21 protein-coding genes and 2 pseudogenes are annotated in these 24,397 nt (G+C 26.9%); 8 read left to right on the top strand and 15 right to left on the bottom strand.

Going from position 1 to position 24,397, the window contains the following annotated elements:
* Window positions 1–262 precede the first annotated feature (262 nt).
* Window positions 263–1,015 (top strand): AAA family ATPase, encoded by a 753-nt coding sequence (locus KGF50_RS12055; protein WP_227848264.1) that lies wholly within the window; start codon window positions 263–265, stop codon window positions 1,013–1,015.
* A 170-nt stretch (window positions 1,016–1,185) separates the two neighbouring features.
* Here the strand turns inward: KGF50_RS12055 and KGF50_RS12050 are convergent, their stop codons facing one another.
* Together KGF50_RS12050 and KGF50_RS12045 are read right to left on the bottom strand one after the other, a co-directional pair.
* On the bottom strand, window positions 1,186–1,617 hold the full coding sequence (locus tag KGF50_RS12050; RefSeq protein ID WP_227848263.1) for a 4Fe-4S dicluster domain-containing protein: 432 nt from the start codon (window positions 1,615–1,617) through the stop codon (window positions 1,186–1,188).
* A gap of 13 nt (window positions 1,618–1,630) precedes the next feature.
* Entirely contained in the window at window positions 1,631–3,805 is a 2,175-nt protein-coding gene (locus tag KGF50_RS12045; protein ID WP_227848262.1) for a molybdopterin-dependent oxidoreductase, read from the bottom strand.
* A gap of 260 nt (window positions 3,806–4,065) precedes the next feature.
* Here KGF50_RS12045 and KGF50_RS12040 point away from each other — a divergent pair, with 260 nt between their 5' ends.
* A complete protein-coding gene (locus KGF50_RS12040; RefSeq protein ID WP_227848261.1) occupies window positions 4,066–7,254 on the top strand; it encodes a DEAD/DEAH box helicase in 3,189 nt (1,062 codons plus the stop codon).
* 142 nt (window positions 7,255–7,396) lie between these two features.
* On the opposite strand, the gene KGF50_RS12035 is transcribed toward KGF50_RS12040, so the two are convergent.
* Window positions 7,397–7,957, bottom strand: coding sequence for a chromate transporter (locus KGF50_RS12035; protein ID WP_227848260.1), 561 nt, complete (start codon window positions 7,955–7,957; stop codon window positions 7,397–7,399).
* Window positions 7,954–8,526 carry a chromate transporter gene (locus KGF50_RS12030; RefSeq protein WP_227848259.1) on the bottom strand — a complete coding sequence of 191 codons (573 nt, stop codon included), beginning with the start codon at window positions 8,524–8,526 and terminating at the stop codon, window positions 7,954–7,956. The genes KGF50_RS12035 and KGF50_RS12030 overlap by 4 nt, the downstream gene beginning before the upstream one ends.
* Before the next feature lie 113 nt (window positions 8,527–8,639).
* On the opposite strand from KGF50_RS12030, the gene KGF50_RS12025 reads away from it, so the two are divergent.
* The 4 genes and pseudogenes from KGF50_RS12025 to KGF50_RS12010 all read left to right on the top strand — a co-directional run bounded on the left by KGF50_RS12025 (window position 8,640) and on the right by KGF50_RS12010 (window position 11,372).
* Entirely contained in the window at window positions 8,640–9,497 is an 858-nt protein-coding gene (locus KGF50_RS12025) for a LysR family transcriptional regulator (RefSeq protein WP_227848258.1), read from the top strand.
* 232 nt (window positions 9,498–9,729) lie between these two features.
* Window positions 9,730–10,353 carry a TetR/AcrR family transcriptional regulator gene (locus tag KGF50_RS12020; RefSeq protein WP_227848257.1) on the top strand — a complete coding sequence of 208 codons (624 nt, stop codon included), beginning with the start codon at window positions 9,730–9,732 and terminating at the stop codon, window positions 10,351–10,353.
* A 15-nt stretch (window positions 10,354–10,368) separates the two neighbouring features.
* Window positions 10,369–11,175, top strand: a complete 807-nt coding sequence (locus KGF50_RS12015; protein WP_227848256.1) for an alpha/beta fold hydrolase — start codon at window positions 10,369–10,371, stop codon at window positions 11,173–11,175.
* Between the two features lie 27 nt (window positions 11,176–11,202).
* A pseudogene (locus KGF50_RS12010) lies at window positions 11,203–11,372 on the top strand (cysteine-rich KTR domain-containing protein).
* A 148-nt stretch (window positions 11,373–11,520) separates the two neighbouring features.
* Here KGF50_RS12010 and KGF50_RS12005 read toward each other — a convergent pair.
* The 6 genes from KGF50_RS12005 to KGF50_RS11980 form a co-directional block, all read right to left on the bottom strand.
* Complete coding sequence (locus KGF50_RS12005; RefSeq protein ID WP_227848255.1) at window positions 11,521–12,285, bottom strand: alpha/beta fold hydrolase; 765 nt, start codon at window positions 12,283–12,285, stop codon at window positions 11,521–11,523.
* Between the two features lie 153 nt (window positions 12,286–12,438).
* Entirely contained in the window at window positions 12,439–13,038 is a 600-nt protein-coding gene (locus KGF50_RS12000; RefSeq protein ID WP_227848254.1) for a DinB family protein, read from the bottom strand.
* A gap of 210 nt (window positions 13,039–13,248) precedes the next feature.
* Window positions 13,249–14,742: a DEAD/DEAH box helicase gene (locus KGF50_RS11995; RefSeq protein ID WP_227848253.1), complete on the bottom strand. Its 1,494-nt coding sequence runs from the start codon at window positions 14,740–14,742 to the stop codon at window positions 13,249–13,251.
* 344 nt (window positions 14,743–15,086) lie between these two features.
* On the bottom strand, window positions 15,087–15,629 hold the full coding sequence (locus KGF50_RS11990; protein ID WP_227434839.1) for an N-acetylmuramoyl-L-alanine amidase: 543 nt from the start codon (window positions 15,627–15,629) through the stop codon (window positions 15,087–15,089).
* 454 nt (window positions 15,630–16,083) lie between these two features.
* Entirely contained in the window at window positions 16,084–17,097 is a 1,014-nt protein-coding gene (locus tag KGF50_RS11985; protein ID WP_227848252.1) for a DUF11 domain-containing protein, read from the bottom strand.
* Window positions 17,098–17,124: 27 nt separating this feature from the next.
* Window positions 17,125–17,622 (bottom strand): SPOCS domain-containing protein, encoded by a 498-nt coding sequence (locus KGF50_RS11980; protein WP_227848251.1) that lies wholly within the window; start codon window positions 17,620–17,622, stop codon window positions 17,125–17,127.
* Window positions 17,623–17,883: 261 nt separating this feature from the next.
* On the opposite strand from KGF50_RS11980, the gene KGF50_RS11975 reads away from it, so the two are divergent.
* A complete protein-coding gene (locus tag KGF50_RS11975; RefSeq protein WP_227848250.1) occupies window positions 17,884–19,143 on the top strand; it encodes an MFS transporter in 1,260 nt (419 codons plus the stop codon).
* 162 nt (window positions 19,144–19,305) lie between these two features.
* Here KGF50_RS11975 and KGF50_RS11970 read toward each other — a convergent pair whose 3' ends face one another.
* From KGF50_RS11970 to KGF50_RS11950, 5 genes are all read right to left on the bottom strand, one after another.
* A complete protein-coding gene (locus KGF50_RS11970; protein WP_227848249.1) occupies window positions 19,306–20,025 on the bottom strand; it encodes an ABC transporter permease in 720 nt (239 codons plus the stop codon).
* Complete coding sequence (locus tag KGF50_RS11965; protein WP_227848248.1) at window positions 20,003–20,731, bottom strand: ATP-binding cassette domain-containing protein; 729 nt, start codon at window positions 20,729–20,731, stop codon at window positions 20,003–20,005. Before KGF50_RS11965 ends, KGF50_RS11970 begins: the two co-directional genes overlap by 23 nt.
* A 390-nt stretch (window positions 20,732–21,121) precedes the next feature.
* Window positions 21,122–22,435 carry a glycoside hydrolase gene (locus KGF50_RS11960; protein ID WP_227848247.1) on the bottom strand — a complete coding sequence of 438 codons (1,314 nt, stop codon included), beginning with the start codon at window positions 22,433–22,435 and terminating at the stop codon, window positions 21,122–21,124.
* A gap of 54 nt (window positions 22,436–22,489) precedes the next feature.
* Entirely contained in the window at window positions 22,490–23,425 is a 936-nt protein-coding gene (locus KGF50_RS11955; RefSeq protein ID WP_227848246.1) for a hypothetical protein, read from the bottom strand.
* A gap of 47 nt (window positions 23,426–23,472) precedes the next feature.
* Entirely contained in the window at window positions 23,473–24,333 is an 861-nt protein-coding gene (locus tag KGF50_RS11950; RefSeq protein ID WP_227848245.1) for a glucosaminidase domain-containing protein, read from the bottom strand.
* On the opposite strand from KGF50_RS11950, the pseudogene KGF50_RS22560 reads away from it, so the two are divergent.
* Window positions 24,312–24,397 (top strand): annotated as a pseudogene (locus KGF50_RS22560) (hypothetical protein); the annotation flags it as partial. The gene KGF50_RS11950 and the pseudogene KGF50_RS22560 sit on opposite strands and share 22 nt — an antisense overlap.

The raw sequence follows: 24,397 nt of genomic DNA, 5'->3' as shown, positions 1-24,397 counted from the left end.
GATATATTTTTATTGTTAAAAGTATAAAACATTTTAATTTTCTAAAATAAATATTTTAAGAACAATTAAAATTATTCATTGTTAGAGTAAGGCTTTTGATAATTGATACTCTACATATCTAAATATGTAGCATATCGATATCTAAATTCCAATTTGAATATTATTAATGTCTATATCAAAATTTATTAGATAAAAATCTAAGTACACTCACTAATTCTAAGTTATAATAAGTATATTAAAATCGATAAAAGGAGTTTTGAATTTGAATACTGAAAAAATAAATCAATATATTAGGTCAGTTAAATTAAACAGAAAAGGTATACATAATATAAATGAATATCCATTTAATCTCCCAATAATAAAAAACTTATATCAACTTGAGTTTCATAAAAATGTAACTTTTATAATTGGTGAAAATGGAAGTGGAAAATCAACATTATTAGAAGCAATAGCCATTGAATATGGATTCAATCCTGAAGGTGGGACAAAAAACTTTGGATTTAATACTTATAATAGCCACTCTGAACTTCATAAACATATAACAGTCACAAAGGGACCTAAAAAACCTAAGCAAAATTTTTTCTTGAGAGCTGAATCTTTTTATAATGTAGCTACTGCAATCGATAGTTCTCCTATATTTTCGTCAGGGATAAAAACTATAGACTATTATGGAGGGGTGTCACTACATGAACAATCTCATGGTGAATCTTTCTTCTCATTGTTTATTCATAAATTTTCTAAAGAAGGTATCTATATATTAGATGAGCCAGAGGCAGCACTTTCACCTGCTAGACAGATGGCTTTTATAACAAGACTACATGAATTAGTAACTCAAAATTGCCAATTCATTATAGCAACACACTCACCCATATTAATTTGTTATCCTAATTCAATTATTTATGAAATAAAGGATAATAGTATTAATAAAGTTAAATGCGAGGAAAGTGAAAATTATCAACTTACTCAAGATTTTTTAAATCATAAAGAAAAATTCTTAAACATATTACTTGATTAGTAATCCATAAAATAAACTTTATAAAATAAAAATTTAAGCTTATAAGTATCTTAATTTTTTATTTTATAAGTATGTACATAAAAAAAGAGTGTATTAAATTTTTTTATACAAATCTAATATACTCTTTTATAAAATCCATTTTATATCTAAGCATAAGTTATATTTTATACTTAATCTACTTCCATATTAAACTTTAATGCTCCTGTAGGACATACCATTACACAAGGTGCATCCATACCACACTCATTTCTTTCAATACAACCATTACACTTATTTGCCTTACCATCATTTCCATAAATTAAAGCTCCATATTCACAAGCTTTTTCACAAAGTTTACATCCTATACAGTTTTGATTATCTAGTATTACAAATTTATTTTCTTTTTTAAAGCAATCTTTAGGACATACATCTACGCATTTTGCTTCATCACAATGAACACAGGATAATGAAAAATATTCTACCTTTTCTCCTTCTTCCATTGTAAATACACGTCTAAAAAGTTCACCCTTATCTACATCATTATCATTTTGGTCTATACAAGCAAGTAAACAAGCTCCACATGCTGTACATAATTCTTTATTAAATTTAAATAAACTTTTCATTATATCCCTCCAATTATTTATTCACTTTTTCAATCTTACACTTACAACTTCTATATGCAGGGAATCCACTATAAGGGTCAAAATTATCACAGATGATACTATTTACATCAGCTTCTCTATATCCATGATACATGTGTATATTTTTATATAAAACTCTGTCAGTAATATTGGCCTTTACATTTAGACTTCCTATTTTAGTAGTTATTTTTATATAATCTCCATTATTAATACCTAAGTCTTTTGCATCTAGACTAGAAATATCACAACTAGCTTCATTTTTTAATATTCTTGAAAGCCTAACATCATGAAGTCTTGAGTGTAATGCATTTGCTATTCTTGCCCCTGATGTTAATAGGTAATTATACTCATCTATATCATCATTAAACTCTTTATATGTTGGTAATGAATCTAATCCAAACCCTTTATATTTCTCAATAATTGTAGATTTTAATTCAAACTTAGATGTATTGGTATCATATCCTTCTCTTGTGTATGAGCCTACTTCATATGGTTTAAAATCTTTACATTTTAGTGGTAAATCACTTTCCTTAAGTTCGTCTACATCTACACAGGTTTCCTTAAACATATATCTTATACTTGCTTCATAACCTGCTTTTAGCAAATCATCATCTATGTCCATAACATTTGCTAGGTCAGAAAGTATTTCTACATCTGATTTTGAATCATATAATGTATTAATTACTTTTTTAGTATATGTAATATATCCACCTGGATAACTCTTACATTCTTCTCTTTCAAAAGATGTACATGCAGGTAAAAGTATATCTGCATATTTTGATGCATCTGTCATAAATAAATCTATATTGACAAAAAAATCTACAGTGTTTAATGCTTTAAAAAGCCTACCTGAATTAGGAAACATCCTCGCATTTATACCATGACAAAACAGTGCTTTTATTTCATAAGGTGTCTTTTCTTCTATTTGTCGAGTTAAATCCATAGCTTGAAATTGAGTGACCATTTCATTCCAAAGAGGAAATCTTTCCCCACCAATTCTTTCATTTATATTTTTAGGTAGAACTTCTTTTACAAACTCTTTTTCTAATGTTTGAAATCCTCCCACCTTACCAGCAAAATAATCTTGTTTTGGTATATTACCTCCAATTTTATCATAATTACCTGTTATAGCAGATAGAGACATCATTGCCCTATAATTTTGAAATCCATTTTGATGATGAACTACTGGAGCAGCACTTTCATTTATACAAAATGGACCTTTCGATAACATCTCTACAGCTTTTACTAAATCAGCTTTAGAAACCCCCGTAATTTTGTTGACAGTATTTAAATCAAATAATTTTACATATTCCTTGTATTCATCAAACCCATGTACATGTTTTTCTATGTATTCTTTATCTATCAAATCTTTTTCTATAAATAAATTGGCCATTCCAAGAGCTAAAGCTCCATCAGTCCCAGGCTTAACTCTCAAATGCAAATCTGCTATTTTTTGAGTTGTTGGTGTTATCCTAGGGTCTACAATTATAAATTTTAAACCTTTTTCCTTTAGTTTACTTAGATTTACACTATTTAAAAATTTAGAGTAGTATGGGTTAAATCCCCAACCTAAATAAGTTTTTGCATTTTCCATATCCTGCATTGTAAAATTTCTTCCAGTTGCAACATTTCCAGCCATTTGTGCTGATGTTGAACAGGAGCTTGATTCTGTACCATAATTAGGAGAACCAAATGAAGATGCAAACCTTTGTAAAAACGGTCTATACCACTTTCCATAACCTGTAAAAAATGCTACATGTTTTGCTCCATATTCGTCTTTTATTTTATTTAATTTTTCGCCTATTTCACTATAAGCTTCTTCCCATGATATTGGCTTAAACTTCCCTTCACCTCTTTTTCCAATCCTTTTCAATGGTGTTTTTATTCTATCTTCTCTATACATATATTCTCTATTACAAAGACCCTTTGTACACAACAACCCTCTGTTCATTGGATGCTCTTTTGTACCTTCTATTTTTATTACTTTGCCATCTTTGACATACGCATCAATTCCACAATGAATTCCTGGAGAACAAATGTCGCATAAAGTCCTTTTTATTTCTATTCCTGTTTCTTCACATGGTATCTTAGCCTTAATCAATTTATAACTATCCATATCAATATTTTCCTTTCCCAATGATAAATATAAAGCACTATAATTATTATACATTCTTTTAATTTTATATATCATAAGTTTAAAATATATTTTTAATAATTAAATTTTATATACGTTAATAAACTACTTAAATCATTATTTTTCACTCCTAGTTTACAGGATATTACAATAAAAATCTAATAGCAAATTGTTATTTATATATATTTCGCAATAGATAAAAACTATTTACATATGCTTTAATTTAAACACTGTATTTAGAGTGTAAATTGAATAGATTTAGATTATAATATATACAGTGAGGTAAGGTGAATAAGATGAAAATAGATATGATATATAAATTAATCAAAAGAAATACAGAACCATCAAGATGGTCAAGAGGTATAAAATACTATAATAATCAATTAGTTGATTATATAGATATTGATATTGATGACTTACAAAATAACTTGCTAACATTTCGTGGTGGAGTCAATTCTGAGGATAATTATAGCTTTTATTTTAATTCAATAACAATAGATATAAAACACTTTAAAATAATTGAAAGTGACTGTAGCTGTGTTGATTGTCAATCAAATATTACAAATCGAAACATCTTTATATGTAAACATCTAGTTGCTATAGTAATAAAAAGCCTAAAGCAAATAAAAAGTAAAAATGACATTCCTCCTGTTCTAATAGACATATTAGATGATGATAAGAATAAACTTTCTAATACTGATTCTAAAGTCAGTTTGGATTTAAGTAAACAACTACTTTCTTTTTTAAATGATACTAAAAAAGAAAGAGTCAATTTAGATGTATTATTAAGCATTGATTCAAATAAAGCAATTGCTGAGTTTAAAATTGGAATCGATAAAATGTATATTTTAAAAAACATTACTGAATTTGCATATTCAAAACTCAATGGATATGAATTGGAATTTGGAAAAAAATTTATTTATAATCCTAACATTCATTATTTTGCTGATGAAGATGAGAAGTTGATAGATATGATAGAAGAATATGGCACAAATCTTTCATATAATTTTTCTTCGTCATACTCAAAAAAGTTCATGGAAATAAATATGAGTTCTCTAAAACAATTTTTAGATGCTCTTAAACACAAGGATTTTACTCTTATTTTTTCTAAGGAAGAATATCATCCAAAAGTATTAAGTGATATTTTACCAATAAAATTTAGTTTTAAAAATATAGAAGATAAAATTGTCTTATCTTCCAAAAACTTACTACCTGTTCCACTTACTAGAAAAAATGATGTTCTTTTATATGACAATAATATCTACTTATTGTCTCATAAAAAGGCTCGAGATTATTCAAAAATCTATCAAGTATTATCAAAATCTAATGAATTAAAATTTGATAAAGAAGACTCTAAAGATGTTTTAGGGCTATTAGTACCTAAATTAAAGTCGATATCCAAAGAAGTTTATTTGGATGAAAACATAAAAAATAATATCACAAACGATTTTGAAACAGAGTTTTACTTTGATATAATTGATGGCAATGTATGTTGCGACATAAAGTATATCTATGATGATGAAGATGGTAAAAAATTTATACTTCCTAATATACAAAAGGAGGCTAAAATTGAAAATGAAATGCTTTCTTCGCAATTTGTAAAAGAAAATAACAGATATACATTTAAAGGAACTGACTATGACCTATTTACATTTTTAGATTTACAGTTAGAATCTTTAAAGGAATTTGGAGATATCTATTATTCTGAGAAGTTTAAATTGAAGAAAATATATAATTCTTCATCAATTCAAGCTTCAATTAATCAAACTAATCAAAATTATCTAGAATTTAATTTTAATATATCTGATATAAATCCAAAAGAGTACAAAGATATTCTAAAAGCTCTCCAAGAAAAACGTACTTTTTATAAACTAAAAGATGGAAGTTTTATAGACTTATCAGAAAAAGAAACTAAGGATTTTTTTGAACTGGCTGAAAATTTGGATGTAATTGATAAATCAAAAGATAATAAAATTCATAATAATAAAGCTCTGTATATAAATGAAATGATAAAAGGTAAAAACTTAAAATTTATAAATGGTAAAAAAGAATTAGAAAATACATGTGAAAAATTTAGAAATTTTAATGTTATAAATCCAGAAATTCCAAGTAATTTAAAAGCAAATTTACGTGACTACCAAATAAATGGCTTTAATTGGTTTAAAGTTTTAGATTTTTATAAATTTGGTGGTATATTAGCTGATGAAATGGGACTTGGAAAAACAATACAAACTATTACATTTTTATTATCCTTATCCAATAAAAAAAGTATTATTGTTACGCCAACATCACTTATTTATAATTGGAAAAATGAATTTGAAAAATTTGCTCCAGATATAAAAGTTCTATTGATACATGGAAATAAAAAAGATAGAGAAAAATGCTTTAGAGAAATAAACGATTTTAATGTAATTCTTACAACATATGGTACTCTTAGAAATGACCTAGAAAAATATAGCGAAATAGTTTTTGATTATTGTGTAATAGATGAGGCTCAAAACATTAAAAATCCAGTGGCTTTAGTAACAGAAGCTGTAAAAAATATAAATGCCAAAAACAAATTTGCACTTACTGGTACACCTATGGAAAATAATTTAATAGAGTTATGGTCCATATTTGATTTTATAATGCCTGGATATTTATATAGTAGAGGAAAATTTCAAGAGTTATTTATAAATAAAGAAGCTAATGTTGAGAATTTAAAAAGACTTATAAAGCCTTTTATTCTTAGAAGAAGTAAAAAAGAGGTAATGAAAGAACTCCCAGATAAGATTGAGAAAAACTTTTTTGTTGAATTAAACAAGGAGCAGAAAAAAATATATAGTATATATGCAAAAGATATACAAGATAAAATGAAAGATAAGAATCTTAAGAAAGATAAAATAGTTATTTTCTCTTATTTAACTAAACTAAGACAGCTTTGTTTAGACCCAAGTATAGTGGTAAAAGATTATAATAAAAAAAGTTCAAAAATAGAAACATGTCTAGAAATACTTAAAGATAGTATAAATGAAAATCACAAGATATTATTATTTTCACAATTTACATCTGTCCTTAAAAATATAGGCAAAGAACTTGATAAGTGTAAAATTGCATATCACTATATAGATGGTAAAACTAGTGCTAAAGAAAGACTTGAACTTGTAGATAAATTTAATAAGAGTACTGACAAAAAAGTTTTTTTAATATCTTTAAAAGCAGGTGGTACAGGATTAAATCTTACAACTGCTGATATCGTAATTCACTTTGACCCGTGGTGGAATCCATCAGTAGAAAATCAAGCTAGTGACAGAGCTCATAGATTTGGTCAAAAAAATGTAGTACAAGTTATAAAATTAATTGCTAAAGGCACTATAGAAGAAAAGATAATAAAATTACAAGAAAGTAAAAAAGAGCTCATAAATCAATTTATAAATGGAGAACTTTCTAATGAAGGTGTATTAAGAAGTTTATCTGATAATGAGATAATGGACTTGTTTAATTGAAAGTGATATATATGATAAATAAAATACTACTATATTATTTATAGTTGATAAACAGGAGTTTCCTAAAATATAGGAGACTCCATAATATCTTAAACTTTGTACATTGTATGTTAACCTTTCTCTAGTTATCTACTAACCTTTTTTATAAATATGCAATTAATCCAAACAATCCACATAATACCATCATAAGTATAGGTCCAATCTTATATCTTCGTAAACAGTACAGTGAACAACAAAATAAAATAACAGCTGCAATATCTATGTTTTTGAAAATATTGGTAATATAATAATTTGAAGAACCAAAAAATGTCAACAATATAATTGTAAATCCTGCTGAGATGATTAATCCTAAAGATGATGCTTTTAGTCCATTTAAAATTTCAAAAACAAATTTCGAATTTCTATATTTTTTAAAAAATTCATATAAAAATATAGAAATAATTATTCCTGATATTATACAGCCAACTGTTGCTGATATAGCACCCTCAATTCCTGCCACTTGCATACCAACAAAGGTAGAAGTATTAACCGCTAATGGTCCAGGAGTCATTTGAGAAATTGTAATAATATCAGTAAAGACCTTTTCTGTTATCCATCCTTGCTTAAAAACTACCTGTTCCTGTATAAGTGGAATAATAGCATAACCACCACCTATACTAAACATTCCTATTTTCAAAAACGTAAAGAATAAATTTATAATCATATACTCCTCTCCTTTTTTCGAAGTTGAATATATATAGTAAATAAGCAAATCAAACAACTTAAAAGTAATACGAGTATTACATTAATTTTAAGGAAAGTACAAGCAATAAATGAAAATGGTACTAATAGATTTAATAGCATTGATTTTTCATTAAGAATCATTTTATACATATCTATAGTTAAATCTACAATCAATGCAGCAACACATGCTTGCATACCTTTTAAGATTGCAATTATGTAAATATTCGAAGAAAATGCAACATACCATCTTGAAACAAGTCCTAAAATTACTATAGGAGGGATAATTGAACAAATACAACTGATAACTACTCCTATAAATCCAGCTGTTCTTTTGCCTGCTAAAATACTTAAGTTGATTGCAATTGCTCCAGGCGAAGATTGCGCAATTGTAGCCATTTCCATAAGCTCTGACTCACTAAATATTTTTTTATCCACCACATAGTACTTTTTTATCATAGGAACAACAACATATCCTCCACCAAAAGTAAATGCACTTATAAATAAATTTATATAGCAAAGCCATAAATACAATCTAAGATTTTTTTTCATAATATTCCTTTCTATGTGCACATGGACATATTATAAATGTTGTACTGATATTTGTAAAATGATAAAATATTGTTGCAGACATGAATTTAATTCATGAGTAAAGGAGTCTGATTATGAATTTTAAACATTACATTATTTTCAGAGAAGTTGCAAAAGTAGAAAATTTTACTAAAGCTGCAAATAATCTATTTATTACACAATCAGCAGTTTCTCATGCAATAAGGGAACTTGAAAATGAAGCTGAAACCAAATTATTTGAGCGATTACATAAAAGTGTTAAATTAACAAAAACTGGAGAACTTCTTTTACAAGAAATTTTACCAATACTTGAAAATCTAGAAAATGTTGAATCAAGGATTAAAAACTTAGAGTATGAAACTCCCATACATATTGCTTCTTGTATTACGTTTGCTCAAATATGGCTTCCTCAATTAATAAGGAGATTTCAAGAAATATCTCCAAATACTAAGATTAACGTTGAAGTCCATAGTGCATTAAAAGCATTAAAATTATTGAAACAAGGAAAGGTTGATATAGCTTTTATTGAAGGAAAAATCATACAAGGCTCATTAGAAATCAGGAAATTTTCTTCTTATGAATTATGTATTGTATCTTCACCAAACTATTGCAGTACTTCCGAATTAAGTTTATCTCAACTATTGGGTATGGATTTACTATTACGAGAAAGAGGAAGTGCTGTACGCGAAACTTTTGAATCGGCAGTAACCTTGCAAGGTTACAAAGTACATGCAAGCTGGGAAAGTGTAGATTCACAATCCCTAATAGAAGCTACTAAAAATAGTTTAGGTGTTTCAATTCTTCCTAAAATTCTAGTTGAGCAAGAAATAGAAAAAGGAAACCTTATACAGATATTCATTCCTGCTTTTAAACTTTTTAATGATATTACTGTAGTAATAAATAAAAATAAGTATAAATCTGCCTCATTAGAAAAGCTATGTCAATTGATTTAGCAAAAGGATACTTGATAAATTCTATGAAATAATCAAGTATCCTTTTTACAAGCAATATTTGTTACTTTTTATAAATCGTTCAAATAGAACATATATTATCGCTGCTTGTAACTTTTTTGCAAAACTTATTGACAAGTGGGAAGGCAGTAAGTATACTAAATAGTAGTGACCATATGGTCACTACTATTATACAAAACGAATGACCATGTGGTCACTTTGCAAGGAGGGTGTCATGCCTACAAAATTATTTTTTGAGCTAAATGAAGACAAACAAAGGAAGATTATTGATGTGGTAATATCCGAATTTGCAACATACGGTTACACAAATAGTTCCACTAATAGAATGGTTAAAAGTTCCGGTATTAGTAAAGGTAGTCTATTTAAATATTTTCCCAATAAAGAAGAGTTGTATTTTTTCATACTTGATACAGTTACAGCAGATTTCATTGAAAGTTTGGAAAAAAAGACAAGCGACCTTTCATCAGAGTTATTCCAACGAGTAATTGAATATTCTGCTTTAGAATTTTCTTGGTATATTCAAAACCCTGAAAAAGCAAAATTGGTAATAGGCGCATTTACAAAAAGCGATACCGAGATTTATCGAAAGACCATAGAACGGTACGGTATTAAGGAATTGGACGTATATTATAACCTAATTAAAGATATTGATTTGAGTAATTTTCGTTGGGATAAGCAGAAAACTATTGACATTTTGAAGTGGTTTCTAAAAGGTTTCAATGAGGATTTTTTGGGAAGTGTTCAAATAGATAACTATTCGTTTGAACATATAGAAAATGAATACATAAAAAGCCTAACAGGATATATGGAAATATTAAAAATTGGGCTTTTGAAATAAAAGGAGGAGAAAGTTATGTTTTGGAGAGCAAAAGGTGGGTATATCAGCATTGATGATACGGATATGGACTATATCTCTTTTGGAAAGGGGAATAATATTTTAATCATGCTTCCTGGACTGGGCGACGGATTAACCACAGTCAAAAGAATGGCTATCGCTATGGCTATGGCATATCGAAAGTATGCCAAAGACTACAAAGTATATGTTTTTAGCAGGAAAAATCAGTTACATGAGGGCTATTCTACAAGAGATATGGCTAAAGACCAGGCGAAAGCCATGAAATTGCTTGGTATCAATAAAGCTAAAATTTTAGGTATTTCTCAAGGTGGAATGATAGCCCAGTATCTTGCCATTGATTACCCCGATTTAGTTGAGAAGCTCATATTAGCAGTTACTCTATCAAAGCAGAATAAAAACATACAAGAAGTTGTTAGAAATTGGATTGCGTTGGCAGAACAAGAAAATTATAAACAGCTAATGATTGACACGGCAGAAAAGTCTTATTCCGAGAATTATCTAAAAAAATATCGTTTGTTTTACCCCCTACTTGGGAAAGTAGGTAAACCTAAAGATTTTAGCCGATTTCTCATACAAGCAGCCTCTTGTGTTCAACATGACGCATATACAGAATTGGATAATATCGTTTGTCCTACTTTGGTAATTGGAGGCGCTAATGATAAAATAGTTGGTGTGACCTCTTCTGCTGAATTAGCTGATAAAATTAAGGATAGCGAATTGTTTATATATAAAGATTTTGGACATGCTGCATATGAGGAAGCAAAAGACTTTAATAATCGAGTTCTATATTATTTATCGAAATAAAGGTAAAGCATTATGAAAATATAATGTATACACTGTCTTGTATACGGCAATAAGACAAGGCTGAGAATTCGATTAGATATTATACTTGAAAATTTCCCATTGTGTTGTCCTAAATATAAGCAAGAAACTTTAATCAACATAAAACAACTGATATTTCAGTTATCAAAGAGCCATATGCACAGACGCAGAGCCGATAATCTATGAGAATATTTCTCGTGGTTATCGGCTCTTTATTTATCTAAAATTAAAACTCAAACAATCTGCAATTCAGGAAGCGCAAAAGGAACAGACTAAAAAATTAGGTTTTATTGTTGAGATTAACAGGTTGTTCTACAATGTTTTAAACTATCTCTTTAAAAAATCTTTAGCTATTTTCGAAAAGTCAAGACCATTTGATAAAATTGCAGGATGCCCACCTTTATTAAATAGATGTATTTTCCCATTTTTAATTTTTTCAAGAAGTGCTGAAAAAGTATTTTCAAAAAAATCATGAGATACTAGAGATACAAACTCATCTTCTTTACTTCCTGTTAAAAGCACATCTGGTTGCATAGTTTCTAGAGGCTTATGAAAAAATTTGCCTATAGTTTTATAATGTTCAAAAATAGCTTCTGTATCATTATCTACTACTTGCTCCCAATTTTCACCTTGATTGTAAATATAAAAAGCTTTTGCATCATCATCTTGCTTTGATGCTTCACGCTCTAATTTTACATTTTGTACAAATGACTCTAGAGGAACCTCTCCTTCAAAACTATCTGCAATTACCTTATTCACTAAATCAGGTCTTTCAAGTGCAACATTTAATGCAACAAGAGCTCCTCCACTACTACCAATTATGTTTACTTTTTTATAGTTCATTTTTTCTAAAAAACATATAACTTGCATAGCCTCATCAAACCATAAATCGGAAGAAAACTTATCAACCATTTGAGATTTGCCATGACCTACAAAATCAATTAGTATTACTTTGTATTCATCTTTATAAAAATTGATTATCTCATCAAACATCTTAGAAGAAGCTGTATTTCCATGTAAAAAAAGTAATGGTGTACCATCTCCAATTTCATTATAGTAGCACTGTTTGTCATCATATTTAAAATATGCCATATATTTCCCCCTTTAATATTTCTATAAATATATGTTTATGACTTGCATTTAAAATGACTATTGTCATAAACACTTAAAAATAGTATAACTTAGAGTATATTTAAAATCAATAAGACCTTTTGTTGATTTGTTGCTTACTTAATTTATTGTAGTTTAACTTCTATAAAGTTTCTTTTTTGTACGAAAATGTTCTTTCCATTTACAACAATCATTCAAGTGAAGTATAACATGGCGAGTAGGAGGCATAAGCAAAATGCCAGCAATATCTTTATTCCCCCAAAAGTCCAATAACCAAATAGAATCTTCATGTTTTGTTACTCCACCAGTCGCCAAAATCCTTTCTAAATCAATTGGAAAAACCTTTCGCTTCATATCTTCAGCTTTCAAACTCTTAACAACCTCTCTTGTATTTTTTGCAACTTCATTTCGATAGCAAAGCAATTCATCAATATTGATACTTTTACTTAAATTCATAATTTCATCATCAGATAGAGCATTTCCTGTATCTGCAATGAAAACATTCAATCTCTCTTTCCATTGTTCATTAAAAATTTGTTCTTTTTGGGCAACTAGTACATTTACTGTTAAATCTTCAATCCTTGAAATGTGCCACAAAACCCATGCAATGGTTTCGTCTTTATTTGTTGGCATAATAGCATATTCATTTCTGTTTAAGTCATGAATAAGTTTATCCACTTCATTTTTTTCTGTATTTGATATTTCTGAGAGATGTAATTTTGAATGAATTTCCAAAAATAGTGTTTTTACCTGTTCTATTTTTTCCTCTTTGCGTATGATTTTATTTAATTCTTTGTGTACTTCACTTAATCCATTTCCAAAATATTTCATATAATACCTCTTTCTTTTAATTTTATTTTATCTAGCTTTTATAATCTCATTATACTTAGAAAATACAAAACCAATCCAATTTATTATAATAATTAACTAATAATGATAACTGAATTATCGTATATCTCTTTTTACCTTAACCATTTTTTTCTTTATAGGAATCTCTTTATATCTTTTTAATATTAAATCTCCCTTATAATTTAATATATCTATATATGAACATAAATCTTGAACTTCGATTACACCTATATCATCATTAGTAATACCTTTTATATTGCTAAATGCTCCAACTATATCTAAAACCCTTATTTTCTTCTTTTTCCCAGCATTTAAATATAATCTAACTACTTCATTTTCTAGATTTGGTTTTATACATTTACTTTTGTGTGGATTTTTATCTATTTTTTTTCTTTTTGATACTTCTTTCAAAATTTCTTTTGAATATTCTTCAAATAAAACTTTACCCTGCATAATACTACTTTGTTCTATATTAGTTAATTCATTTATTTTATATCCTACATATGTTTCTATATTTTCTATATATTTTTCATCCTTTTCATTTACTATAGTAATAGCTTTTCCACTATTTCCTTTTCTACCAGTCCTACCTATTCTATGTATATAGTTTTCCTTATCTTGTGGCACATCATAGTTTATTACTAAGGAAATATCATCAATATGTATTCCTCTAGATGCTACATCACTACTGACTAATACATTAAATTTTATATTTTTAAAATCCTTAATCACAAATATTCTTTTTTCTTGTGATAAATCTGCATGTAACTCTCTTACCAAAAAACCTTCCTTACTCATTTTATTATATAGTTTAGATACTTTTTCTTTAGTATTACAAAATATTATTACACTTCTTGGATTTTCACTGTATATTAATTCTTTTAAAACTACATACTTATTTCTTTCCTTTGACTTGATTATTTTGTCATCTATTTGTCTCAATCCTTCATTAGTATTACTTTCATTTCCCTCTACATTTATAATACTATAATCTGGCATATATTTTTCACATATATATTTTATCTCTTCACCTATTGTGGCTGAAAAAAGACCTAAGGTTTTCTCTTTAGGTATATTTGTTAATATTGCTTCCATTTGTTCAAGAAAACCTTTGTTAAACATTTTATCAGCTTCATCTATTATTAAATACTTTATTTTTTCTAACTTAATAGTACCTCTATTTATATGGTCAATTATTCTACCTGGAGTAGCTACAACGACATGAACCCTTTGCTTTAACTCAGCTATTTGTTCTTTTATAGATTGTCTACCAAATATGGCACTACATCTTACCTTCTTTAACCTTCCTATACTTGATATTTCATCTTTTACCTGTAGTGCTAATTCTCTCGTTGGTACTACTATAAGTGCTTGAATACTATTGTACTCTACATCAATATTTTCACATATAGGTATTGCAAAACTTGCTGTTTTCCCACTTCCTGTTTTTGATTTTACTGCTATGTTTTTATTATTTAGCAATTCTGGAATAACTTCTATTTGTACCTTAGAAGGTACATTATATTCTAAATTTTTTAATGACTTAAGTATTTTTTTATCTAATTTAAAACTTTCGAATGTATATTTCATATATTACCACCTTATTATGTTTATTTTCATCTTATCAATTATATTTTTCTCCATTATATTATTATAATGTAAGACATCGATATTTTTATACTTTTTATCATTCTACATATATAAATTTTGGCAAAAAAATTATAAACTAGTCCTTAAATCAAAATAAAATCTAAAAAAATACCCCTTATTAACATTGATAAGTCAATATTTTCAAGGGGTATTTTTTTACATAATTAAATTGATTTAAATAAACTGAATTAGTATACTTTTAGGCTTAACTTATATTTCTAGACAATTTTTCAATTTATATCTAAGATTAAAAGGTATTAATCAATACCTAAATTACCATAATCTCACATACCTATATCTTTATTCAAAATACCTTCTGTAATTAATCGTGCTATATAGTCATAACCCGCTTCATTGGCTTTATTGCAATCATCCACATTATCACAGAAAAAACTTTCAATTTGTATTGCAACTGGATTGGTGTTTCTCAATATATATAAATTTTCTCTTTTTTTGGCTCCTCTATTTTCAAATAATTCCCCAAGTTTATTAGATACTCTTTTAGCATATTCTAATCCTTCATTACCATAATAAAGTACTTCTGCTCCAAAACTTTTTCCATCACTTTTATTTAAATGTAGCTCTACTAGTAAATCATATTTGCCACTATTTACTTTTGGAACTCTATAAAAAAACTCTTCCTTTTCGGCTACAAAATGTCTTTCTGGACAAATTATTACATCTACTGTATTACCTTGACTTATAAGCATCTCTGCTAACATAGGAGCTAATTTTTTATTATAACTATACTCATCAACTATTGCATTTACACCTGTGCTTTTTCCACCTTTTAGTATACTATGACCTACTGTTATGCATATTTTCATTTACTTTTTGTCACCTTCTTTTAAAGCTAAAATTTGTATAATAGTAATATGATTTTAAAGTTATTACTAGTAATAATATATTAATTGAAGATGGCAAAAGTTCTCATAACTTATCATTTTTTTAACATATTTGTCTTATTTTAGCGTAAATCTAAATGCTTAATTTTATTTATTACAATTACTATTTAGCCCTATTTCATAGTATCTACTGTAAATCCGATATAAGTATTATAGTTCAACCCATTATCTAACAGTCTCTATTAAAAACATTGAATTATTTGGTGTATACTTAAGAATACTGTGGTTATTAAATTTATAACTGCTTGATTAACTTATTTTTTATAATTGATACTATTTTAACAACAATTATCACCTTATATCTAATCTATAATAATATTTGCATACATTAAACTATATAGTTATTTTAGTAATTTTACATTTTATGTACAACTAATTAATAGTATAATAAAAGTGATGTATTTATGAATAATTCACCATTATTAAGTTCATTTATTGATACCTGTTCAGTTTTTATCTTTATACTTTTTACATCTTCATAAACTATTCCAACAGGTGAACAAATAAAGCAAGAGAAACCAAAAGTTTTAGTCACTTTTTTAATTTTGCTAGCATTAATATTCATTTGATTTTTGTAATTTTTAGTATTGTTTTTGTCCGTTTCTATATTACTTCTATAGTACTTATCTTCTTGAATATCATCAATATTATCTAATTTATTTACTGTTTTAAACCCACTATAATCTCTACAACTATAATCCATTTCAAACTCTATACTTCCAACTATTATTAAATTGCATAGTTTCAAATCTTTTTCTTTATTTATAGGATTTTTTATAAGTTTTACATTGAGTATTTTGCTATTTGTATTCACTTTTAATATGTCTTTTAGATTTTTAGGGGCTTTTAAAGTATTACTTATATTTAATTGTTTAAATACAGCTTTTTTAATACTTGTATAAACGTAGTTACTTTCTATTGATATTTTCATTGGAAACTTTTCTATATCATATTTATAATAATAATATATATTAGCATGGTTTTCTATAACCCTACATGCTGAATTTGCTAATGCTATACTTTTAAAAGATATTATCTTTTTACAATTTCCACTTATCTTACCTATGTAAAAACCTTGTTGTGGATTTAATCCACCTTTTTTAATACCATTAACTTCTACAGTATTATTTATAAACTTTATGTATTTAGAAATATAATCTTTAAAAAATATATTTCCAGTTTTGCGACTACTTATATTTGTAACAACAATAGTATATGTTAAAATATCAAATACAGATGCACATTCTTTATCAACATATTTTTCTACCTTTAAAATATTTCCACTCATATCATTTGAAACCATATTACTAAAAGTAGTTTTTGTTATTATAGGGCTTCTAGATAATAGCTTATAACTAAAATCTCCCCCATATTCATTGATACTTTTCATTGCATCCACCTTTCTATAATTTAAATGTTATCTTATTTTAAAATTGTTATCATAACTTATAATTGTAGTTACACTTATAAATAAATTATTGTCATCTAATATAGATGATGTTATATCTTGTATAAGATACTTTAAATTAATTTTATCGTTATTTTTTACTCCTCTAGGCATTTGTATAAATGTACTAAAAGGTATTTTTAATTCAAGTATATTTTTCTTTGTAGAATTCCTATTTCTTTTAGCATTACTTACATTTTCTAACCTTATATTAGTATTTATATCACCAACTAAAATCAACTTTTTACCCGTCATCTGCTCATCTTCTAACGATATGCATTCTATTGTATCAATCAATTTTATATCGTGGATATTCATGCCACAAACAGATGTGTCTAATAAATTTACTCCAGATTTTTTAGAAACTAGTTTAAAATTTTTATATGTATTAAATTGAGAAAAGTAAAATGTATTTTCTAGACTTTCACATTCTTCCAAATTATATATAACCTTATCTTTTTCATACATGATTTCATCAATCTCCCTATATCTATATATTAATACTATTCATTATAACTATTTCAAATTACTATTTTTAATTTAATATCAAATTAAATATCGTCTATTCATAAGATATTATATATTTTTGATAGATATCATACCTTTTATTTAAACTAAAAATATAATTTTAAAATTATAAATTAAGCATATCTATTGACTTCTTATTTATAATTGATTATAATCTTTATTAGACCGACGGTCAGTCTTTCAAGGTGAGGTGTTCTAAAAATGCAAAATTTAAATAAAATGAATAGCTGTTTTAATAAAAATTTTAATCTAATAGTACTTGGTCAAATTATCTCTATACTTGGTTCATCGTTATTAAGATTTGGGCTTTCCACTTATATTTTAGATACGACAGGACGTGCAGACATATTTGCAGCTTTATATGCAATATCAAACATACCTCTTTTATTTTCTCCAATTGGAGGTGCAATAGCTGATAGATTTAATCGTAAAAATCTAATGGTCATATTTGATTTTATGAGTTCGATTATTATTTTTACTTTTATTTGTCTTCTTTCCTCTTTAAACAATTCAATTATATTAATTGGGGTTATTATGGTACTATTGTCAATTATTAGTTCTATGTATCAACCTACTGTGCAAGCAAGTATACCTTTAATAGTAAATGAAAAAGATTTAGAACAAGCAAATGGAATTGTAAATGGAATAAGCTCTCTTTCAAGTATGTTTGCTCCTGTTCTTGGAGGTTTATTGTATGGTCTTATTGGAATTAAGATGCTTCTTATTATAAGTTGTATTGCATTTTTTCTATCCGCAGTAATGGAAATGTTTATTCATATCCCTTTTAATAAAAGAGAAGTTAATGGAAGCATAGTATCAACAATAGTTGGTGATATGAAAGAAGGTTTTTCTTATGTTATAAAACAATCTTATATTAGTAAAGCCATGATTCTAGCTGCTTCTTTAAATTTATTTTTGACTCCATTCTTACTTGTAGGAATACAATATATTTTACGTATAACAATGCATAGTAGTAATAATATGTATGGTATAGGGATAGGAATTATTGAATTTAGTAGTGTTTTAGGTGCTCTTTCAATAGGTCTATTTGCTAAAAAAATGAAAATGAATACATTGTATCGCTGGTTAATGTTAATTAGTATTTTGATGATACCAATAGCTATTTCTATTTCACCTTCAATGCTTAGACTAGGATATTATCCATCTTTTATATTATTATTTATTTGTGTTATACCTATAGCCATGTCTATGACAATTATTACTATATTCGTTTTAACTATTGTTCAAAAACAAACTCCTAATGAATTATTGGGGAAAGTAATGGCTACTATTACAGCTGTATCACAGTGTGTTGCTCCAGTTGGTCAAATTATGCATGGAAAATTATTTGAAGTTTTCAGTTCTAGAGTTTATATACCTATAGTATGTATGTTCATAATTATGCTATTAATTTCAATTCTTGCTAAGTATCTATATAAGAATGCTAAATCAGGTAATTAGAGTAAAAGAAATATACTATTTATAGTTATTTTTAAATATACAAACTGATTGAAAAACATACTTTAATCATCCACAAAATGTTAAAAAGCAACAGATAAATAAAATATGACATATTATTATCTGTTGCTTTATTCATTACAACTAACTTTATTAAATGTACAATTATACTTCTATATCTTCAACTTTTGAGATAAGCCATAAATATGAAAGCCCAGCTAATACTGCTGCTACTATCCAGATAATAATAAAAGGAATATATGTGTGAATCATAGTTGTTACAATGTTAGCAGTGCATGAGGCAAGAATAACAGAGACTATAATTGTTGTTTGAATGGAATATTTTCGAAATCCAATGCTAGCCGAAATTACACCTATAAATAAAGAGAATACAGCACACAAAATTGTTTCAATGATAATCTTAAAAAACAATCCAATAGTAAAACTATCAGAAATCATAGGAAAAACAGCTTCTGTCATCGTAAATATAAGTAGCGAAATAATCGTTCCAAGCAACATAGAGCTCAAACATAATGTAGCGATTAATACAATCTTTGAGTTCAATAAAGTCTTTCGATTTATTGGATAAGTAAAAATCAAAATTGCATTTTTTCCAGAATATTCTTTTATAACAAATGTGGAAAACAATACAGCTGATAAAATGGCATAAGCTGACATTTGTAGAACGTTAGTAATTACCCAAATATTATGGTAATTAGAAAACTCAGCAGAATCTGTATCCCCTCCTACATAAGCAATCATAGCAAATGTATATAAAAATCCTAATACACATAAGGTAATGATACCCATGGCATGAAGATAAGGGCGAATTTTATTTTTTTTTAGTTCTAATTTTATAAGTTTATACACAATTGTTTCCTCCATTCATTATTTCAAAAAAATACTCTTCCAAACCATTAGGAAATTCTTGTTTTACTGTAGACATAGGAATTTCTTTTAAAATACTTCCATTCGAAATAATACCTATTGTATCAGCTATATACTCTATTTCACTTAATATATGACTTGAAATAATAAGTGTCATATCATATTCTTTTGCAAGTGATATGAATAAATCACGCATCTGTTTTATTCCCATAGGATCAAGACCATTGATAGGTTCATCAAGTAAAAGAATATCTGGATTATGTATGATTGCACGAGCAATCCCCAACCTTTGCTTCATACCCAAAGAAAACTTATATACCTGTATATTTCCAGTATTTTCTAGTCCTACTTTTTGCAAAACAGCATTTATATCCGCACCAGAAAAATTCATGTAAGCATTATGTATCTTTAAATTTTCCTCAGCTGATAAATGTTCATAAAAAATTGGTGTTTCTATAATACATCCAATTTTTCTTAAAATATTATTACGATTTTCTGATATATTCATATCAGAAATTATTATGTTCCCAGTGGTTGGTTTTAATAAACCTGCTATCAATTTTAGTACTGTAGTTTTTCCAGCTCCATTTGCACCTAAAAATCCATAAATGCTTCCTTTCTCTACATTTATATTACAATGTTTGATAACCTCTTGATTATCAAATACTTTTACCAAATCTTGAACTTTAATGATTGTATTCATTTTCTCTAATACTTTCCTTTCTATATGAATCAGTATTTGTTTTTAGTGTTTATTAAGCTTTTCAAATTTGATTCTTTCATAAAATAATATCACTTAAAATAGACAATATGATGTCTTAATTAAGAATACTATTTCCAACCCAAAAAGTCAATATATTGTCTAAAATAAAAAAAATAAAATGAAATTTATATTTATTAAGAGGTACAGTGGGTAGGATATATGTTGGAATAATTCGGATATTTAATATTACTGGAGCAAGGTTTTCAATATTAAAAATGATATGAAAATAGTGACTATCTTAATTATTAAAATTAATATAGTCACTATTTTATATAATCTAATTAAATATTACTTTATATGTGAGTTTAATAGAATTTATTTTCATTAAATCTATTGTTCTGGTTTATACATAACTTTCTTATTATTATCATATATTACCAAAGAATTTGATTTTACAATTTCATTTTCATATTTAACATCTTTTTCAGAGAAATTAGCTACTACTTTTAAATCATCTCCATATTTAGTCATTTGAACTAATCTATCATCAGAAATAAACTTAAAATCTGTCATTTCTCTTTTAATAGCCTTTTTATTAAACTCTGACCATACCTTATCATGAGAAATTATTCCAACTTTATGTTTTTCCCATTCAGTTCTATCTATATAATACATAGGTGGTGTATTATATAATACTTCTTTCATCATTCGGCTTCCAACTTCATCCTTAATTTTGAAAGTTCCCCATAACCATTGATGAGAAGATACAACAGAATCATTATAAACTAATCTAAATAAAGGCAAAGAATAAGTTGGGTCTATAAATACTTTTTTATATTTTTCTTTTACAGGTATCTGCTTTGAAAATACTTCTGGCACTCCTCCTGTTGGAGAATAGTATCTGCCAACATAGTATTCACTTTCTTTATTCTTACTCATATCTTTATCTACCCAAGCAAACGCTGGTGTCTCAAGCCCATGTGCAAATGCTATAGTACTACTTGCAAAGTCATTTCCCCCTTCTGAACCTATAACCATATTTGCATTATCTCTTATATACGACATTCTTTCAAGTCTAGCCTTTAAATCTTGTGACTGTGTTGTTATATGATTTGGAGAATAGTCATCAAAAATTTCTCCTGTGGCATCACAGTCTATAAACCAAGAATTAAATTCATACCCTTCATCCAATATACTTTTTACTCTCTCTTTTACACTTGGTAAAGACAATGTAGGATTTAGTTGTCTTCCTTCTCCTTGAAATCCAGACTCTTTTTCACCTTTTTTATTTTCTATAGTAGCATTTTCATATAGTGACTTATCTTTAAATGATGCCGTACTCCATTTTTCTTCCCCTGGCTTGTGTATAGAATGGTATGAATCATATGGTCCTACAAGATAACCTAAATCATTAGCTCTTTTGACTATCTCTGGCGATATATAACCTTCTTCCATATCATCAAACCCTATCCAAGCATTAGCAATACCAGATTTATTCATATCATTAATTACATCAATTGTATTATATCTTGCCCATGTATCAATTTTATTCACACTATCCCCTAGTTTTGATTTTAATAACTTCTTGTTGAACTCTATAAGCTCTACTCTATTTAATTTAGATATTCCTTTATCCAATACTTTTTTTATTTCTTTATCATTACTATCAAAAACCTTACTATTGTAAAAAGTATTTAGTTGCATAACTTGATTAAACGCTTGAACTATTTGATTTTTTTGATATTTATCTATATAATTTTAATTTTTTATCTGATTAAGCACTGTTATAAATTCACTATTATCAGGCTTTTTACTTAAAAGTTCTTTCATCCAATTAATTAAATCATCTGATAAATTTTTCTTTAATTTGTCCCACTTAATATCACTTACTGTTATTATAGATTTGTCTGCAAAATAAATCTGTGGTGCTCCATAAAGCTTTTTAATGTTTTCATTATCCTTAGATTTCTCTTCTAATGTTTTAAACTCCCCTTTATCAACCACATAATTTTTATAGGTTTTGGCTACATCTGTAATATTTTTGTCAGTCAAATATATTTTAAATCCATATTCTTTATTTTCATTTATACTTGGATATTCATGTGTAAATGTAAAATTAATTTTATCTTTAGAATTAAATTTAATCTCATTATTAAATTCATTTTCAATAATATAAAGCACAGAATACTTTGCCTTATTTACTGCAAAAAACTGCATTGAAAAGGATTCTATGACATTATAAGCTGATTCATTTAAATGCTCTTTCCAATACTTATCATCACTTGGTATAAATTTCCCCTCATAAAGTGGTAACACATAACTTTCACCTTCAACTCTTGGCCAGTTAAAACTCGCTTCTTTTTCTGAATTAGATTTAATATTTACATCTAAATAGTTTTTTTCTTTTTTTATATTTATGTCTATGTTTTCATCAGGATAAGTCCATGATGTCTCTGTCTTTGTCTTTCTAAGATTTGATACTTTCCTTTTTTTTAGTGGTTCAGATACATTTTCCTTTAAACCATTAGATTCTACTGATACCTCAAAAGTTTCTGGTTTCACTTCAAAATTAAAATCCAAATTTTTGACATTATACATAGATGACGTGTCATTAATCGCCTCACTACTACTACATCCAGTGATAGTAGTTGCAATAATTATACAACTTGTAAATACCGAGAATATTTTTTTCATAAAAGCCACCTCCTCGATAAATATATCATCCTTATGTTACGTCAAGGTTACAGTTTACTTTGAATTTCACTATCTATTAATTGAAGATTATATTGTTGAATTAATTCTATTAGACGTTTTGCATATATGTTATTTCCACTTTCATCTTTTGCAGTACTATAACCTGCTTTTTCTAATGCTTTAGCTTGATAGATATATGTTTTTGCATCAAATACACCATTGGCTTTATATCTTTTATTTGTAGCTAAAAATTTTGCATGGTCTTTTATAGATTCGCTTTTATCATCATATATTCTAAATTTATCATCTATAATTGTATCTAAATGTTCTTTTGTTTCTAAAGTAACAGATTTTCCTTTCCAATAAGCATCAGCCTTTATACCAAATAAGTTATTATACTCTTTTGCTAAACTTGATTTACCCCAACTAGATTCAATTATTGCTTGTGCAATAGTTATAGATGGCAGTATTTTATAATTTTTATAGTTTTGTATAGCTGATGTTTCAATCTCATTAATAAATTTCATATATTGTGTATCAGATTTTAATCTTTCTGGCTTTATACCATAATCTTTAAGGTTATCTATATAATCATTAACCAATCTTTTTTGTTTATTGTTAAATTTTAACGCCTCTAAAACACTACTTAGATTTTCTACCTTATTATTTTTAGAGAAGTTTTTAACAAATAAATCTGATACTTCTTTTATTTGTGAATCATTAACTTTTTCTAACTTATTTTTATTTAATACAGCGATGATAGAAGCTACGTACTTCCAGTTAACTTGTGCATTATTTTCACTTGCCAAATCAGCATATTCTATATACTTACTAACATCTATATCATCCTTATTTATCTCTTTAATTGAATATTCTTTTACTAATACACCTATTCCAACTATTCTCAACTTATTATGGAGAAGATTCAAGATTAAATATAGGGCCAAAAGGATTTACTGGTGAAAAATATGG

Source organism: Clostridioides sp. ZZV15-6598, from assembly GCF_020657705.1.
GTDB classification, from domain to species: Bacteria; Bacillota; Clostridia; order Peptostreptococcales; family Peptostreptococcaceae; genus Clostridioides; species Clostridioides difficile_F.
Note: the sequence above shows the minus strand (reverse complement) of the source record. Positions and strands in the feature narration are given on the sequence as shown.